Origin of the sequence: Streptomyces sp. IBSNAI002 (assembly GCF_052244475.1) — a bacterium.
Lineage (GTDB): Bacteria > Actinomycetota > Actinomycetes > Streptomycetales > Streptomycetaceae > Streptomyces.
In genome coordinates, this window is the sequence record NZ_JBQPXG010000002.1 from 6160001 (window position 1) to 6177673 (window position 17673).

Sequence of the window (17673 nt, forward strand, 5' to 3'; positions counted from 1 at the left end):
ACGTGAGAGGCCGCGATAGGCCCCGGGGAGCTGCCAACTGAGCTTTGATCCGGGGGTGTCCGAATGGGGAAACCCGGCAGTCGTCATGGGCTGTCACCCACTGCTGAACACATAGGCAGTGTGGAGGGAACGAGGGGAAGTGAAACATCTCAGTACCCTCAGGAAGAGAAAACAACCGTGATTCCGGGAGTAGTGGCGAGCGAAACCGGATGAGGCCAAACCGTATGCGTGTGATACCCGGCAGGGGTTGCGCATGCGGGGTTGTGGGAATTCTTTTGATCGGTCTGCCGGCCGGTCGGCGAGTCAGAAACCGTTGATGTAGTCGAAGGACATGCGAAAGGTCCGGCGTAGAGGGTAAGACCCCCGTAGACGAAACATCAGCGGCTTGCTTAAGAATCTCCCAAGTAGCACGGGGCCCGAGAAATCCCGTGTGAATCTGGCGGGACCACCCGCTAAGCCTAAATATTCCCTGGTGACCGATAGCGGATAGTACCGTGAGGGAATGGTGAAAAGTACCGCGGGAGCGGAGTGAAATAGTACCTGAAACCGTGTGCCTACAAGCCGTGGGAGCGTCGCGTTGCATGCTTGCATGCAACGTCGTGACTGCGTGCCTTTTGAAGAATGAGCCTGCGAGTTAGCGGTGTGTAGCGAGGTTAACCCGTGTGGGGAAGCCGTAGCGAAAGCGAGTCCGAATAGGGCGATTGAGTTGCACGCTCTAGACCCGAAGCGGAGTGATCTAGCCATGGGCAGGTTGAAGCGGAGGTAAGACTTCGTGGAGGACCGAACCCACCAGGGTTGAAAACCTGGGGGATGACCTGTGGTTAGGGGTGAAAGGCCAATCAAACTCCGTGATAGCTGGTTCTCCCCGAAATGCATTTAGGTGCAGCGTCGTGTGTTTCTTGCCGGAGGTAGAGCACTGGATAGGCGATGGGCCCTACCGGGTTACTGACCTTAGCCAAACTCCGAATGCCGGTAAGTGAGAGCACGGCAGTGAGACTGTGGGGGATAAGCTCCATGGTCGAGAGGGAAACAGCCCAGAGCATCGACTAAGGCCCCTAAGCGTACGCTAAGTGGGAAAGGATGTGGAGTCGCAGAGACAACCAGGAGGTTGGCTTAGAAGCAGCCACCCTTGAAAGAGTGCGTAATAGCTCACTGGTCAAGTGATTCCGCGCCGACAATGTAGCGGGGCTCAAGCGTACCGCCGAAGTCGTGTCATTGCAGCAATAGGGCCAACGCCTGCTGTGATGGGTAGGGGAGCGTCGTGTGCCGGGTGAAGCAGCAGCGGAAGCTAGTTGTGGACGGTTCACGAGTGAGAATGCAGGCATGAGTAGCGATACACACGTGAGAAACGTGTGCGCCGATTGACTAAGGGTTCCTGGGTCAAGCTGATCTGCCCAGGGTAAGTCGGGACCTAAGGCGAGGCCGACAGGCGTAGTCGATGGACAACCGGTTGATATTCCGGTACCCGCTTTGAAACGCCCAATATCGAATCAGGCGATGCTAAGTCCGTGAAGCCGTTCCGGACCCTTCGGGGAAAGGAAAGTGGTGGAGCCGACGAACCAGACTTGTAGTAGGTAAGCGATGGGGTGACGCAGGAAGGTAGTCCAGCCCGGGCGGTGGTTGTCCCGGGGTAAGGGTGTAGGCCGAGGGGTAGGCAAATCCGTCCCTCATATAAGGCTGAGACCTGATGCCGAGCCGATTGTGGTGAAGTGGATGATCCTATGCTGTCGAGAAAAGCCTCTAGCGAGTTTCATGGCGGCCCGTACCCTAAACCGACTCAGGTGGTCAGGTAGAGAATACCGAGGCGTTCGGGTGAACTATGGTTAAGGAACTCGGCAAAATGCCCCCGTAACTTCGGGAGAAGGGGGGCCATCACTGGTGATCGGACTTGCTCCGTGAGCTGGGGGTGGCCGCAGAGACCAGCGAGAAGCGACTGTTTACTAAAAACACAGGTCCGTGCGAAGCCGTAAGGCGATGTATACGGACTGACGCCTGCCCGGTGCTGGAACGTTAAGGGGACCGGTTAGTGCGCTTTCGGGCGTGCGAAGCTGAGAACTTAAGCGCCAGTAAACGGCGGTGGTAACTATAACCATCCTAAGGTAGCGAAATTCCTTGTCGGGTAAGTTCCGACCTGCACGAATGGCGTAACGACTTCTCGACTGTCTCAACCATAGGCCCGGTGAAATTGCACTACGAGTAAAGATGCTCGTTTCGCGCAGCAGGACGGAAAGACCCCGGGACCTTTACTACAGTTTGATATTGGTGTTCGGTTCGGCTTGTGTAGGATAGGTGGGAGACTTTGAAGCAGCCACGCCAGTGGTTGTGGAGTCGCCGTTGAAATACCACTCTGGTCGTGCTGGATGTCTAACCTCGGTCCGTGATCCGGATCAGGGACAGTGTCTGATGGGCAGGGCCCCGGAGTGTTCCCGAGATGTCCGGTTTGGTCATGTGATGCCGTGGAGCCGCAGGACGGCGGTGGGGTCGGTGTGGGCGCGTCTGGCGCTGGCGGCGTTGACCCAGCCGAGGGCCCGGAGGGTGCCGCGGACGATGTCGCCGAGGCCGGCCATGACGGCGGGCGTGTTGCGGGTGCGGATGGTGCGGGCGTCTTCGCCGAAGGTGACGTCGCGGACCCAGTGGACGCTGTTCTCGATCGTCCAGTGGCCGCGGGCCCAGGCTGCGATCTCCTCGGGGCTCGCCTGCTCGGCGGTCAGGTCGGTGACCGCGTAGACGATCTCCTCGGACCACTTCTTCGTGCCGAGCGGGCGGCGCCTGCGGCGGATGCGGACCACCTGGCGGGCGTGGGGGAACAGGAGCCCGTTCACGCTGGCGACCTGCAGTTCACGGATCTCCTCGCGGCCGTGGCCGGACTCACTGGTGCGGTGCAGGACCGGGATCTGCTTCCAGGGAAGGGACTTGAGCTGCCGGGCGAGGTTCTTCTGGTTCCCCTTCACGGACAGCAGGTAGTGGGCGCCGCGCTCCTCGACCAGGTAGCGGGCGTGCTCGCGCTGGGCGTGCAGGGCATCGAGGGTGACCACGGCGTCTTCCAGTTCCTCGTCGGGGATCTGTTCCATGAGGGGCTGGAACTCGGGTATCTCGTTGGTCTTGGCGCCGACCTCGCGGGCGGCGACGGTCAGCGCGTCCTGGTGGCGCACTGCGGAGAACACGTAGACCTGGGAGCCGTCCGGGCGCTTCGCCCCGCGCAGGCACTTGCCATCCCCTGCGAAGACCCGCCGCCGGGCCCGGGACGGTGGTGTGCGTTCGGCGGCGTGGTGAGCGCGACGCTGTTCGCGTTCGGCGAGTCCCTCCGGGGTCCGCGCGCTCGGCGCCCGGTCTGCTGATTGCCGGGCCAGGACGGCCAGTCGCGTGTAGCCGGCTCGGGTCAGCTCGGCCGGGTCGACCTTGCCGTAGGCGTCGCGCAGGGTCTTCTCGTTGGGGCACCGCATCCGGCCGGTCATCGGATCGAACGGACAACCGAGATCGGCCAGGACCTGCTGATCACAGCGACGTGCCCACTCCCCGATCGCGACAAGGGAGTTATGGCCGGCGGTGGTCATCGCACAGACCCCGATCGCCAGCAGCGTCGCCAGCCGGTAGCGCCTCCCACGCGGATCACGCGAGTCCGGGACCTGGGCCAGAGCCTGCAGCAGCCCGTCCGGGACGACCGGCTCCGACGCGGCCAGCGACTGCGCAAGCAGGGGCGCGCACACGGGCACGACGGCCACAGGGCAGGATGAAGCAACGAGCACGGCACCCCTGCAGATCGTGAAGCCTAGAGAACTCCATGATCCACAGGTGCCGTGCTCGCTTCACGCCCAGGGACAACCGGCGCCCACGGGGCCAAATCAGACATTCCCGGAACACTCCGGGGCCCTGGTCTGATGGGTAGTTTAACTGGGGCGGTTGCCTCCCAAAGGGTAACGGAGGCGCCCAAAGGTTCCCTCAGCCTGGTTGGCAATCAGGTGTTGAGTGTAAGTGCACAAGGGAGCTTGACTGTGAGACCGACGGGTCGAGCAGGGACGAAAGTCGGGACTAGTGATCCGGCGGTGGCTTGTGGAAGCGCCGTCGCTCAACGGATAAAAGGTACCCCGGGGATAACAGGCTGATCTTCCCCAAGAGTCCATATCGACGGGATGGTTTGGCACCTCGATGTCGGCTCGTCGCATCCTGGGGCTGGAGTCGGTCCCAAGGGTTGGGCTGTTCGCCCATTAAAGCGGTACGCGAGCTGGGTTTAGAACGTCGTGAGACAGTTCGGTCCCTATCCGCTGTGCGCGTAGGAATATTGAGAAGGGCTGTCCCTAGTACGAGAGGACCGGGACGGACGAACCTCTGGTGTGCCAGTTGTCCTGCCAAGGGCATGGCTGGTTGGCTACGTTCGGGAGGGATAACCGCTGAAAGCATCTAAGCGGGAAGCCTGCTTCAAGATGAGTATTCCCACCTCCTTGAGAGGGTAAGGCTCCCAGTAGACGACTGGGTTGATAGGCCAGATGTGGAAGCCCGGTAACGGGTGAAGCTGACTGGTACTAATAGGCCGAGGGCTTGTCCTCAGTTGCTCGCGTCCACTGTGTTAGTTCTGAAATAACGAACAGCTGTGTTCATGCCAGCGTTCAAATTTCATAGTGTTTCGGTGGTCATAGCGTTAGGGAAACGCCCGGTTACATTCCGAACCCGGAAGCTAAGCCTTTCAGCGCCGATGGTACTGCAGGGGGGACCCTGTGGGAGAGTAGGACGCCGCCGAACAACCCGCCCTTTTAGCTCAGTCGGTAGAGCGTCTCCATGGTAAGGAGAAGGTCAACGGTTCGATTCCGTTAAAGGGCTCCAAAGAAAAAGGCCCCCGCCTCATGGCGGGGGCCTTTTTGCGTTTGGGGCGGCTGTCAAGCCCCGACTTTCCGGGTCGTGACCGCCGTCGTGGCGTGGGGCGCAATGGGATCACGGATGAGGGAACGGGAGGCAGCAGCCTTCTCGCCGCATCCGCAGTCCGAGCCCCCGAGCCCGCGGAAGGCCCGCCCCATGAGCATCGCAAGGATCCGACGCCTCGTTCTGAAGATCGTGACGGCCCTGGGTCCCGAGGCGGACGCCCCCTCGGCCCCCGGGACCCCAGCGCCCGTCCGTCCCACCACCGTGCCGGAGCACGCCGGCAGCCAGGTCCACAACGACAGGCTTCCCCTGGCCACGGAGATGGCGGCCCCGTCCTTCATGATCCTGTCGACGCGGCCGAGGCCCCGGCGGTAGGAAAGGAGGACGACAGCGCTCTCAGTCGCCCTCGCGCTGCTGAGGGACGCGGAAGGCCAGGATGGCCATGTCGTCCGAGGCGGGTTCCGCGGCGAAGCGTTCCACCGCGCGCAGGACGCGGGAGGCGACCGCGCCCGCGGTGAGGCCCGTGCAGGTGGTGAGCACCTCGGCGAGGCCGTCGTCCCCGAGCATGCGGCTGCCCTCGCGGCGTTCGGTCACACCGTCCGTGACGCAGAGCAGCACATCGCCCGGGTCCAGGGTCAGCGTCTGCTCGTAGAGGTCGAGATCGTCGATCACGCCCAGCAGTGGCTGGGGGTCGGCGGCCGGGAGCACGTCGCCGTTCGGGCGCAGGCGCAGCGGCAGCGGGTGGCCGGCGCAGACGACCTTCATCAGGGCGCCGCCGTCCGGCTGCGGGTGGAGCTCGCCGTAGAGGAGCGTGAGGAAGCGGCTGCGGGCGCCCTCGTCGAGGATGGCCGCGTTGAGGCGTTCCAGGACGGCGGGCCCGCCCAGGCCCTCGCGGGCCAGCAGGCGCAGGGCGTGGCGGGCCAGGCCGGTGACGGCGGCCGCCTCCGGGCCCGTACCGCAGACGTCGCCGATGGCGAAGCCGTAGGCGCCGTCGCGGATCGGGAAGACGTCGTAGAAGTCGCCGCCCACCTCGTTGCCCTCGCCGGCCGCGCGGTAGATGACCTCCACCTCCATGCCGGGGATGGCCGGGGAGCCGGGCGGCAGCAGGCTGCGCTGGAGGGAGCGGCTGATGGCCGTGCGCTCGGAGTACAGCCGTGCGTTGTCGAGGGCGAGGGCGGCCCGGCGGGAGAGGTCCTCGGCGAGTTCGAGGATCTCCTGGCGGAAGTGCTCCTCGCTGGCCTTGCCGAGGGTGAGCATGCCGATCACGCGGTTGCGGGCCATCAGCGGGAGGACGACGGTCTCGCCGCCGACCGCGAGAGCCGTTTCCGGCCAGGGGCGGACGCCGGCCCCGCGGACGGGTTCCGGCGGGCTGACCCGGGAGAGCAGGGCCTTGAGGCCGTCGATGCGCTCCTCGTCCTCGTGCAGCACGTAGGAGAGGTAGGGATCCGAGGACTGGTCGGCGATGGTGTAGACGGCGCACCAGGTCGCGAGGGTCGGGACGGTCATCTGGGCCATGAGGGCCAGGGTCTGGTCCCGGTCGAGGGTGCCGGCCAGCAGGTCGGAGGCCTCGACGAGGAAGGAGAGCGAGCCGCGGCGCAGGCGTTCGAGCTCGCCGAGGCGGGCGGACTCGACTGCGAGGGCGATGCGGTCGGCCGCGAACTGGAGGCGCAGCGCCTCCTCGTTGGAGTAGCGGCCGGGGATCTCGGCGGCGACGCCGAGGGAGCCGGTGAGCCGGCCTTCGACCTTGAGGGGGACGGTCACCACGGACCGCATGCCGGTGGACTCCAGGAGCGGGACGGCTCCGGGTACGGCGACGAGGTCGTCGTGGACGGCGGGCATGCGGGCCGAGCCGTACCGGTTGGTGCCGGCCTCGACGGGGACCCGGGCGAAGCGCTGGCGGGTGGAGGGCAGCCCGGTGGTGGCGCGGACCTCGAGCTCGGTCTCGTCGTCGGTGGCGAGGAGCAGGAAGGCGGAATCGGCGTCGAGGAGGTCGCGGGCCCGCTCGACGGTGCGCTGGAGGAGGCCGTCGAGATCGTCGGGGGCGGGCGAGCCGATGAAGACCTCGAAGGGGTCCGCGGGGCGGGGCTCGGTGAGCTGGCCGCCGTCGGCGGGGATCCGTACCGGGGTCTGCAGGAGGGCTCGCTCGTCGTCGTGGACGAGGAGGCAGACGATGGAGGGTTCGCCATGGGCGTCGCGTACCCGGAGGTGGGAGGCGTAAACGGGGATGACGCGGCCGTCGGAGCCGCGGATCCCGTAGCTGCCCTCCCAGCGGGACAGGCCCAGTGCCTCGGCGATGCCGGTGCCGGTGCCGGGGGTCTGGGGCCAGGCGGCGAGCTCGGCGAGCGGGCGGCCGACGGCCTTCTCGGCGGGGTAGCCGAAGACGTGCTCGGCGTCCTCGTTCCAGGCGGAGACGGCTCCTGCGGAGTCGATCTGGAGGACGGCGACGCGGACCCGGCTGTCGGCGAGGGGCAGCAGCTGGTCGGGGACGACGGGGCCCGCGGAGCGGGTACCGACCGGACGGTCTGGCAGGTCGAGGCGGAACCACACGTGTTTGTGGGTGGCGGTGTACTCGACGCCCCAGCGGGTGGCGAGGGCGGCGCAGAGCATCAGTCCGCGGCCGTTCTCGCGGTCGGGGTCGGCGTACGGGCGCTCGCCGGGGTGCTGGAGCGGGAGCTCGCGCTCCGGGTAGCGGTCGGCCACCTCGACGCGTACGCCGTCCTCGGCGCGCAGGCACAGGACCTCGGCCCGGGTTCCGGCGTGGACCACGGCATTGGTGACGAGCTCGCTGGTGAGCACCACCGCGTCGTCGACGATGTCCGCGAAGCCCCAGCCGTGCAGGGTGTCGCGGACGAACGCGCGGGCGGCGGCGACCGAGCGCCCGAGGGGGTCGAAGCTGGCAGCCGCCCGTGCCGTGATCACAAGTCTCCTTCGACGCGGTTGGACATCGGGTGCCAGGTTACTTACCTTCACGGTCGGCATGGTGCCGTCGTCGGGGATTCCACCCGCAGGGTACGGCGGGTGTGCGATGGTGCCGAAGTGTTATGGCCGGGTTCGGCCAGGGTGAAACACTGGGCAGGCTTGAAGAGCCGGGCAGGAACACTCGTAGCCCGGTGGAACAGCGGTCGACCCTTTCGGGAGGGACACGGTGGAGTCTGGCGCAGCGGTGCGGCGAACGGGAACGCGGCCGAAGGGCGGTCGGTCCCGGCGAGGCGGCACGACCGAGGTCGATACCGCCGCTCTGAACCGGCTGCTCACGGCCCTGGTGTCGATGCGGGACGGGAACTTCCGCAAGCGGCTGACGGTGTCCGGCGAGGGCGTGATGGCGGAGATCGCCGCCGTCTACAACGAGGTCGCCGACCGCAACCTGCACCTGACGGGCGAGCTGTCGCGGGTCCGCAGGATGGTGGGCCGCGAGGGCAAGTTGAGCGAACGGCTGGAAACCGGTGCCTGTGAGGGCTCCTGGGCGGCCGCGATCGACGCCTCGAACCAGCTGGTGGACGATCTCGCCCGGCCGGTGTCAGAGGTGGGCCGGGTGCTGTCGGCGGTCGCCGAGGGCGATCTGGACCAGCGGATGGACTTGCGGACCCAGGCGCAGGAGGGGGCGGGGCATCCGCTGCGCGGGGAGTTCCTGAAGGTCGGGCGTACGGTCAACAACCTGGTCGACCAGCTGTCCGCGTTCACCGACGAGGTGACGCGCGTGGCGCTGGAGGTGGGTACCGAGGGCAAGCTCGGCGGCCAGGCCCAGGTGCGCGGGATGTCCGGTTCCTGGAAGGATCTGACCGACTCCGTCAACACGATGGCGTACCGGCTCACCGCTCAGGTGCGTGATATCGCTCTCGTCACGACGGCGGTGGCCAAGGGCGATCTGTCGCGCAAGGTCACCGTGCACGTGGCCGGCGAGATGCTCCAGCTGAAGAACACCGTGAACACCATGGTGGACCAGCTGTCCTCGTTCTCCTCCGAGGTGACCCGGGTCGCCCGCGAGGTGGGTACGGAGGGGGAGCTGGGCGGCCAGGCGAAGGTGCCCGGTGTCGCCGGTGTGTGGAAGGACCTGACCGACTCCGTCAACACGATGGCGGGCAACCTGACGGCTCAGGTGCGCGGGATCGCGCAGGTGACGACGGCGGTCGCGAACGGTGACCTGTCGCAGAAGGTACGGGTGAGCGCGCGCGGCGAGGTCGCGCAGCTGGCCGAAACGATCAATCAGATGACGGAGACCCTGCGGACCTTCGCGGACGAGGTCACGCGCGTGGCCAGCGAGGTCGGGGCCAAGGGACTGCTGGGCGGTCAGGCGCAGGTGCCGGGGGCCGCGGGGACCTGGAAGGACCTCACCGATTCGGTGAACACGGTCTTCCGCAACCTGACCACGCAAGTGCGCGACATCGCGCAGGTGACGACCGCCGTGGCGAACGGCGACCTGTCGCAGAAGGTCACGGTCAACGTGGCCGGCGAGATGCTGGAGTTGAAGAACACCGTCAACACGATGGTGGACCAGCTCCAGTCCTTCGGTGCGGAAGTGACGCGTGTGGCCCGTGAGGTCGGCGTCGAGGGTGAGCTGGGCGGTCAGGCGCAGGTGCCGGGGGCCGCGGGCACGTGGAAGGACCTCACCGACTCGGTGAACACCGCCTTCCGCAACCTCACCGGTCAGGTCCGCAACATCGCGCAGGTGACGACGGCGGTCGCCAACGGCGACCTGTCGCAGAAGGTCACCGTGGACGTCTCGGGCGAGATGCTCCAGCTGAAGAACACCGTGAACACGATGGTGGACCAGCTGTCGTCCTTCGCCGACCAGGTCACGCGGATGGCGCGGGACGTGGGCACCGAGGGCCGCCTCGGCGGCCAGGCACGGGTCGAGGGGGTGTCCGGTACCTGGAAGGAGCTCACCGACTCCGTCAACTTCATGGCCGGGAACCTGACCTCGCAGGTGCGCCAGATCGCGCAGGTGACCACGGCGGTGGCGCGCGGTGACCTGTCGCAGAAGATCGACGTGGACGCGCGGGGCGAGATCCTCGAGCTGAAGAACACCATCAACACGATGGTCGACCAGCTCTCGGCCTTCGCCGAGCAGGTGACCCGCGTGGCCCGGGACGTGGGTACCGAGGGACGGCTCGGCGGCCAGGCCCAGGTGCCGGGAGTGGCCGGCGTATGGCGCGACCTGACGGACTCGGTGAACGGCATGGCCGGGAACCTGACCTCGCAGGTGCGCAACATCGCGCAGGTCGCCACCGCGGTGGCGCGCGGCGACCTGTCGCAGAAGATCGACGTGGACGCGCGGGGCGAGATCCTCGAGCTGAAGAACACCCTCAACACGATGGTCGACCAGCTCTCGAACTTCGCGGAGCAGGTGACGCGGGTGGCCCGTGAGGTGGGCACCGAGGGCATCCTCGGCGGCCAGGCGGAGGTGAAGGGGGTCTCCGGCACCTGGAAGGACCTCACCCAGTCCGTCAACTTCATGGCGAACAACCTGACCTCGCAGGTGCGCAACATCGCCGAGGTGACCACGGCGGTCGCGATGGGCGACCTCTCGAAGAAGATCACCGTCGACGCGAAGGGCGAGATCCTCGAACTCGTCACCACCGTGAACACGATGGTGGACCAGCTGTCGTCCTTCGCGGAGCAGGTGACGCGGGTGGCGCGCGAGGTGGGCACCGAGGGCATCCTCGGCGGCCAGGCGCGGGTGCGCGGTGTCACGGGCATCTGGAAGGACCTCAGCGACAACGTCAACACCATGGCCGGGAACCTGACGGCCCAGGTGCGCGGGATCGCGCAGGTCTCGGCGGCCGTGGCCAACGGCGATCTGACGAAGAAGGTCACGGTCGAGGCGCGCGGCGAGGTCGCGCAGCTCGCCGACACGGTCAACACGATGGTGAAGACCCTGTCGTCGTTCGCCGACGAGGTGACGCGCGTGGCCCGTGAGGTGGGTACGGAGGGCCGCCTGGGCGGTCAGGCGCACGTGCCGGGCGTCTCGGGGACCTGGAAGGACCTCACCGACTCGGTGAACTTCATGGCCTCCAACCTCACCGGGCAGGTGCGGCAGATCGCCATGGTCACGACCGCCATCGCCAAGGGCGATATGACCAAGAAGATCGACATCGACGCGCGCGGGGAGATCCTGGAGCTCAAGACCACCATCAACACGATGGTGGACCAGCTGTCCTCGTTCGCCGACCAGGTGACGCGGGTGGCCCGCGAGGTGGGCACCGAGGGCATCCTGGGCGGTCAGGCCCGGGTCCGCGACGTGGACGGCACCTGGCGGGACCTGACGGAGTCCGTGAACGAGATGGCCGGGAACCTCACCCGGCAGGTCCGCGCGATCGCGGCGGTGGCCACCGCGGTGACCCGCGGCGACCTCAGCCTGAAGGTCGACGTGGACGCCGCGGGCGAGATCCAGGTCCTCCAGGACAACATCAACACGATGATCGTCAACCTGCGCGACACCACCTTGGCCAACAAGGAGCAGGACTGGCTCAAGGGCAACCTGGCGCGGATCTCCGCGCTGATGCAGGGCCGCCGGGAGCTCGACGACGTGGCCTCGCTGATCATGAGCGAGCTGACGCCGGTGGTCTCGGCGCAGCACGGCGCCTTCTTCCTGGCCCTGCCGGCCGGCGGTACCAACGAGTTCGGGACGGAGGGCGGTGCGGACGGCTCGTACGAGCTGCGGATGCGCGGGAGTTACGCGTACGCCGGCGGTCAGGTGCCCACCTCCTTCCGGCCGGGGGAGGGGCTGATCGGGACGGTCGCCGAGGAGAAGCGGACGATCCTGGTCGAGAACACCCCGCCCGGCTACCTGAAGATCTCCTCGGGGCTCGGCGAGGCGCCGCCGGCGCACGTGATCGTGCTGCCGGTGCTCTTCGAGGGGAAGGTGCTCGGCGTCATCGAGCTGGCGTCCTTCACGCCGTTCACGCAGATCCAGAAGGACTTCCTCAGCCAGATCGCCGAGATGATCGGTACGAGCGTCAACACCATCAGCGTCAACTCCAAGACGGAGATGCTGCTGAAGCAGTCGCAGGAGATGACCGAGCAGCTGCGCGAGCGCTCCGACGAACTGGAGAACCGGCAGAAGGCCCTGCAGGCCGCGAACGCGGAACTGGAGGAGAAGGCCGAGCTGCTGGCCCAGCAGAACCGGGACATCGAGGTGAAGAACACCGAGATCGAGGAGGCGCGGCAGGTCCTCGAGGAGCGTGCCGAGCAGCTCGCGGTCTCGATGCGCTACAAGTCCGAGTTCCTCGCGAACATGTCGCACGAGCTGCGGACCCCGCTCAACTCGCTGCTGATCCTGGCCAAGCTGCTCGCCGACAACGCGGACGAGAACCTGTCGGGGAAGCAGGTGGAGTTCGCCGAGACCATCCACGGAGCCGGCTCGGACCTGCTCCAGCTGATCAACGACATCCTCGACCTGTCGAAGGTCGAGGCGGGGAAGATGGACGTCTCGCCGACGCGGATCGCGCTGGTGCAGCTCGTGGACTACGTGGAGGCGACCTTCCGGCCGCTGACCGCGGAGAAGGGGCTCGACTTCTCGGTGCGGGTATCGCCGGAGCTGCCGGCCACGCTGCACACCGACGAGCAGCGGCTGCTCCAGGTGCTGCGCAACCTGCTGTCCAACGCGGTGAAGTTCACCGACACCGGGGCGGTGGAGCTGGTGATCCGGCCGGCCGGAGCGGACGTCCCGACGGCGATCCGGGAGCAGTTGCTGGAGGCCGGGTCGCTGCGGGAAGCCGACGCGGACCTGATCGCGTTCTCGGTGACCGACACGGGCATCGGGATCGCCGCGAGCAAGATGCTGGTGATCTTCGAGGCGTTCAAGCAGGCCGACGGGACGACGAGCCGCAAGTACGGCGGCACGGGCCTGGGCCTGTCCATCAGCCGGGAGATCGCCCGGCTGCTCGGCGGGGAGATCCACGCGGCCAGCGAGCCCGGCCGCGGGTCCACCTTCACGCTGTACCTGCCGCTGCACCCGAGCGAGCTGCCCCCGCAGGGGTACGCGCCGCCCACGCCCGGCGGCGGCCGCGCCGAGCTGTACCGCAGGCCCGTCGAGGAGGCTCGTCCCGCGCTGCCGGCGGCCCCCGTGGCTCCCGCGCCGGCCGGTCCGGTGCTCGGCTCCGCCGGCCGGGCGGAGCGCTCGGCCCTGCCGGGCTCCGAGCCGGGCCAGGGCGGGGCCGCTCTGTTCCGGCGCCGCCGCAAGTCGCTGAGCGACCTGGAGCCGCGTACGGCCGTGCCCGGGCAGCCGGGCGTGGCGGGGCCGGAGGACGGCTGGGGCAGTGCCGAGGAGGAACTTCCGGTCGTGCCCCGGACGTACGACTTCCACGGCGAGAAGGTGCTCATCGTCGACGACGACGTGCGCAACGTCTTCGCGCTGACCAGCGTGCTGGAGCAGCACGGGCTGGCGGTGCTGTACGCGGAGAACGGGCGGGAGGGCATCGAGGTGCTGGAGCAGCACGACGACGTGACGGTCGTGCTGATGGACATCATGATGCCGGAGATGGACGGGTACGCCACGACCTCGGCGATCCGGCGGATGCCGCAGTTCGCGGGGCTGCCGATCATCGCGCTGACGGCGAAGGCGATGAAGGGGGACCGGGAGAAGGCGATCGACTCCGGTGCTTCCGACTATGTGACCAAGCCGGTCGACCCCGACTTCCTGCTGTCGGTGATGGAGCAGTGGATGCGCGGGAAGTGAGCGCCGGGCGGGCGGGCTGACAACGATTGCTGACGGACTGTGCCCGAAGCGGTGTGGGAGGGCGGTAAACGGGGAACCTTCTGCTCTCCCGCCACGTTTCTGCTTCGTGCACAGTGACATCTTGGTGACAGGGTGTGGCGATCTCAGGACTGGGGCTACGATGACCGGCACAAGGACGGACGGCGCAAGGATGCCGTCCTCTGGGGCGGGGCCCGGCGCACAGGCCGGAGCCTGGAGCCGGGGAGGCCCCATGCCGGGGCGAGGAGGACAGGGCATGGTGCAGAAGGCCAAGATCCTCCTGGTCGATGACCGGCCGGAGAATCTGCTGGCGCTGGAGGCCATCCTCTCCGCGCTCGATCAGACACTGGTCCGGGCGTCGTCGGGGGAGGAAGCGCTCAAAGCGCTGCTGACGGACGATTTCGCGGTCATCCTGCTGGATGTGCAGATGCCGGGAATGGACGGATTCGAAACGGCCGCGCACATCAAGAGGCGGGAGCGGACCCGGGACATCCCGATCATCTTCCTGACCGCGATCAACCACGGTCCGCACCACACCTTCCGCGGGTACGCGGCGGGCGCGGTGGACTACATCTCCAAGCCCTTCGACCCGTGGGTGCTGCGGGCCAAGGTCTCGGTCTTCGTGGAGCTGTACACGAAGAACTGCCAGCTGCGCGAGCAGGCGGCGCTGCTGCGGCTCCAGCTGGAGGGCGGCGGTACGAACGGCGCGGACGGCAGCAAGGAGACGGCCGGACTGCTGGCCGAGCTCTCCGCGCGGCTGGCCGCGGTCGAGGAGCAGGCCGAGGCGCTGACCAAGCAGCTCGGCGAGGATTCGGCCGAAGCCGCGGTGGTGGCGACCGCGGCCCATCTGGAGCGCAAGCTGACCGGGCTGCGGCGGGCGCTGGACGCGCTGGAGCCGGGGGCCGGCGGGGGAGCCGTACTGCCGCTGCAGGGCTGAGGGACGCCGCGGCTGGCGGTGCGTCAGGTCTGGTGGTGCGTCAAAGCACCGGTGGAACGGGCGACACGAACGGGTGAAGGGGTGGGCACGCGTGTCCACTGGCGTGGACACCGGTAACCTCGGGCCCATGGCCTCACGTACGTCCGGCAAGGGTTCCCAGAGCACCGCGGGCACCGCGAAGGGCCGCACCGGCCGTACCCCGGCGCCGGCGAAGAAGGCGGCCCCCGCGCGCAAGCCCGCCGCGAAGAAGGCCGCGCCCGCGAGGCGCGCCCCGGTCAAGAAGACCGCGCCCAAGCCCGCGCCGTCCCCGACCGGGGGCGTGGTGCGGCTGGTGCGCGCCGTCTGGCTGGGCTGCGCCCACGCGGTCGGCGCCGTCTTCCGCGGGATCGGGCAGGGGGCGAAGAACCTCGACCCCGCCCACCGCAAGGACGGCCTCGCGCTGCTGCTGCTCGGCCTCGCGCTGATCGTCGCCGCCGGAACCTGGTCGAACCTGAGCGGTCCCGTCGGGGACCTGGTCACGATGCTGGTCACCGGTGCCTTCGGACGACTGGATCTGCTCGTGCCGATCCTGCTCGGTGTCATGGCGGTACGTTTCATCCGCCATCCCGAGCAGGCCGACGCCAACGGCCGCATCGGCATCGGGCTCTCCGCCCTGGCCATCGGGGTGCTGGGGCTGGTCCACATCGCCTGCGGGGCGCCGGGCCGGGACGAGGGCACCACCGCGATGCAGAACGCGGGCGGGCTCATCGGCTGGGGTGCCTCCAAGCCGCTGATCTTCACCATGGGCGCGCCGCTGGCCGTGCCGATGCTGGTGCTGCTGACCGTCTTCGGGCTGCTCGTGGTCACCGCGACCCCGGTCAACGCGATCCCGGAGCGGCTGCGGCGGCTCGGGATCAGGCTCGGGGTCATCGCCCCGAACGAATACGACGAGGGGTACGGCGAGCGCGAGCGCGAGGGCGCGGGCGGCCGGCACGATCCCGACCGCTGGCGGGCCCGTACCGGAGCCGCGGAGGACCCGGCCGACCCGGCGGACGCCGCCGAGGAGGAGGCGCTGGCCCGGCGGCGCAGGCCGCGGCGGGCCGCGTCCCGGCCGGCCATGGACCGGGAGATGGACGCCGTCGACGTGGCCGCGGCGGCCGCGGCCGCGCTGGACGGGGCGGTCTACGGCGGGATGCCGCCCTCCCCGCTGGTCGCCGACCTCACCCAGGGGATCTCCGTCGACCGCGAGGGAGTGGAGATCACCGCCCCGGTGCCGACCGCCCGCGAGGAGCGCTCCGTACCGCCGCGGCCGGCAGCGGCTCCCGCCGCCGCCACCGCCGCCGCCGCCGCCACCGCCGCCACCGCCGCGGAGGCGGCCGGGGCGGCCGAGAGCCCGCACGACACCACCGCCGCGGCCTCCGGGACGCTGGCGGTACCGGACCTGACCAAGGCCCCGCCGCAGAGCGAGGGCCTGCCGCCGCGCGCCGAGCAGCTCCAGCTGCGCGGGGACATCACGTACGCGCTGCCCTCGCTGGACCTGCTCGAGCGCGGCGGGCCGGGCAAGACCCGCAGCGCCGCCAACGACGCGGTGGTCGCCTCGCTGACGAACGTGTTCACCGAGTTCAAGGTCGACGCCCAGGTCACCGGTTTCACCCGGGGGCCGACGGTCACCCGCTACGAGGTGACGCTCGGCGCGGCGGTGAAGGTCGAGCGGATCACGGCGCTGGCGAAGAACATCGCCTACGCCGTGGCCTCGCCCGACGTGCGGATCATCAGCCCGATCCCGGGCAAGTCCGCGGTCGGCATCGAGATCCCGAACACCGACCGCGAGATGGTCAACCTGGGCGACGTCCTGCGGCTGGCGGACGCGGCCGAGGACGACCACCCGATGCTCGTCGCGCTGGGCAAGGACGTCGAGGGCGGCTACGTCATGGCCAACCTCGCGAAGATGCCGCACGTGCTCGTCGCCGGCGCCACCGGTTCCGGCAAGTCCTCCTGCATCAACTGCCTGATCACCTCGATCATGGTCCGGGCGACCCCGGAGGACGTCCGGATGGTGCTGGTCGACCCCAAGCGCGTGGAGCTGACGGCGTACGAGGGCATCCCGCACCTGATCACGCCGATCATCACCAACCCGAAGCGGGCCGCCGAGGCCCTCCAATGGGTCGTGCGCGAGATGGACCTGCGCTACGACGACCTGGCCGCCTTCGGCTACCGGCACATCGACGACTTCAACCAGGCCATCCGGGACGGCAAGATCAAGCTGCCGCCGGGCAGCGAGCGCGAGCTCAGTCCGTACCCGTACCTCCTCGTGATCGTCGACGAGCTCGCCGACCTGATGATGGTGGCGCCGCGCGACGTCGAGGACTCGATCGTCCGCATCACCCAGCTGGCCCGCGCGGCCGGCATCCACCTGGTGCTGGCGACGCAGCGGCCCTCGGTGGACGTGGTCACCGGCCTGATCAAGGCGAACGTGCCCTCGCGCCTCGCCTTCGCCACCTCCTCGCTCGCCGACAGCCGCGTCATCCTGGACCAGCCGGGCGCCGAGAAGCTCATCGGCAAGGGCGACGGGCTGTTCCTGCCGATGGGCGCGAACAAGCCCGTCCGGCTCCAGGGCGCGTTCGTCACCGAGGACGAGATCGCCGGGATCGTCCAGCACTGCAAGGACCAGATGACGCCCGTCTTCCGGGACGACGTCACCGTCGGGCAGAAGCAGAAGAAGGAGATCGACGAGGAGATCGGCGACGACCTGGACCTGCTGTGCCAGGCGGCCGAGCTGGTCGTCTCCACCCAGTTCGGCTCCACCTCGATGCTCCAGCGCAAGCTGCGCGTGGGCTTCGCCAAGGCCGGACGGCTCATGGACCTGATGGAGTCGCGCGGGATCGTCGGCCCGAGCGAGGGCTCCAAGGCCCGTGACGTGCTGCTGAAGGCCGACGAGCTGGACGGGGCGCTCGCCGTCATCCGCGGGGAGACCGAGGCGTGAGGCGGCCGTCCCGCCGGGAAACGGCGGGGATATCGCGGGCAACCGTTTCCCTTGGGCTCGCGTCCAGTTGAAGGGAGGTGGCGGCACCGCGCACGGCATCGTGCACGGCGCAGCGCCGCCGCACCGGGCGGAGCCCTCCGCGCCATTCGGATGGCGTATGAAGTGCACCCTCCGGTTGCTCCACCCTTTCGTCACCCCCCTAGACTGGACATCCAGCAGGTGGCT

Annotated in this window: 5 protein-coding genes, 1 tRNA gene and 2 rRNA genes (1 of these 8 running past the window's edge); 7 read left to right on the forward strand and 1 reads right to left on the reverse strand. The window is 68.3% G+C overall.

Features of this window, described 5'->3' with window-relative positions; genetic code table 11:
- From ACTVZO_RS29665 to ACTVZO_RS29680, 4 genes are all read left to right on the forward strand, one after another.
- A 23S ribosomal RNA gene (locus tag ACTVZO_RS29665) occupies positions 1-4544 on the forward strand (it extends 55 nt beyond the left edge of the window).
- Between the two features lie 76 nt (positions 4545-4620).
- Positions 4621-4737: ribosomal RNA gene (gene rrf / locus ACTVZO_RS29670) — 5S ribosomal RNA — on the forward strand.
- A 5-nt stretch (positions 4738-4742) separates the two neighbouring features.
- Positions 4743-4818, forward strand: a tRNA-Thr gene (locus ACTVZO_RS29675).
- Between the two features lie 189 nt (positions 4819-5007).
- Positions 5008-5229, forward strand: a complete 222-nt coding sequence (locus ACTVZO_RS29680; protein WP_443301234.1) for a hypothetical protein — start codon at positions 5008-5010, stop codon at positions 5227-5229.
- 21 nt (positions 5230-5250) lie between these two features.
- Here the strand turns inward: ACTVZO_RS29680 and ACTVZO_RS29685 are convergent, their stop codons facing one another.
- Complete coding sequence (locus ACTVZO_RS29685) at positions 5251-7833, reverse strand: SpoIIE family protein phosphatase (RefSeq protein WP_443301235.1); 2583 nt, start codon at positions 7831-7833, stop codon at positions 5251-5253.
- Positions 7834-7999: 166 nt separating this feature from the next.
- On the opposite strand from ACTVZO_RS29685, the gene ACTVZO_RS29690 reads away from it, so the two are divergent.
- The 3 genes from ACTVZO_RS29690 (at position 8000) to ACTVZO_RS29700 (ending at position 17448) form a co-directional block, all read left to right on the forward strand.
- A complete protein-coding gene (locus ACTVZO_RS29690) occupies positions 8000-13531 on the forward strand; it encodes a HAMP domain-containing protein (protein ID WP_443301236.1) in 5532 nt (1843 codons plus the stop codon).
- 274 nt (positions 13532-13805) lie between these two features.
- Positions 13806-14486, forward strand: a complete 681-nt coding sequence (locus ACTVZO_RS29695; protein ID WP_443301237.1) for a response regulator — start codon at positions 13806-13808, stop codon at positions 14484-14486.
- 127 nt (positions 14487-14613) lie between these two features.
- Positions 14614-17448 (forward strand): DNA translocase FtsK, encoded by a 2835-nt coding sequence (locus ACTVZO_RS29700; RefSeq protein WP_443301238.1) that lies wholly within the window; start codon positions 14614-14616, stop codon positions 17446-17448.
- The last annotated feature ends 225 nt before the right edge of the window (positions 17449-17673 follow it).

What these genes read in the sequence shown, in the direction of transcription:
- ACTVZO_RS29680 (WP_443301234.1), top strand. Translation starts at nt 5,008, where the DNA reads ATGAGCATCGCAAGGATCCGACGCCTCGTTCTGAAGATCGTGACGGCC.
- ACTVZO_RS29685 (WP_443301235.1), bottom strand. Translation starts at nt 7,833, where the DNA reads ATGCCGACCGTGAAGGTAAGTAACCTGGCACCCGATGTCCAACCGCGT.
- ACTVZO_RS29695 (WP_443301237.1), top strand. Translation starts at nt 13,806, where the DNA reads ATGGTGCAGAAGGCCAAGATCCTCCTGGTCGATGACCGGCCGGAGAAT.
- ACTVZO_RS29700 (WP_443301238.1), top strand. Translation starts at nt 14,614, where the DNA reads ATGGCCTCACGTACGTCCGGCAAGGGTTCCCAGAGCACCGCGGGCACC.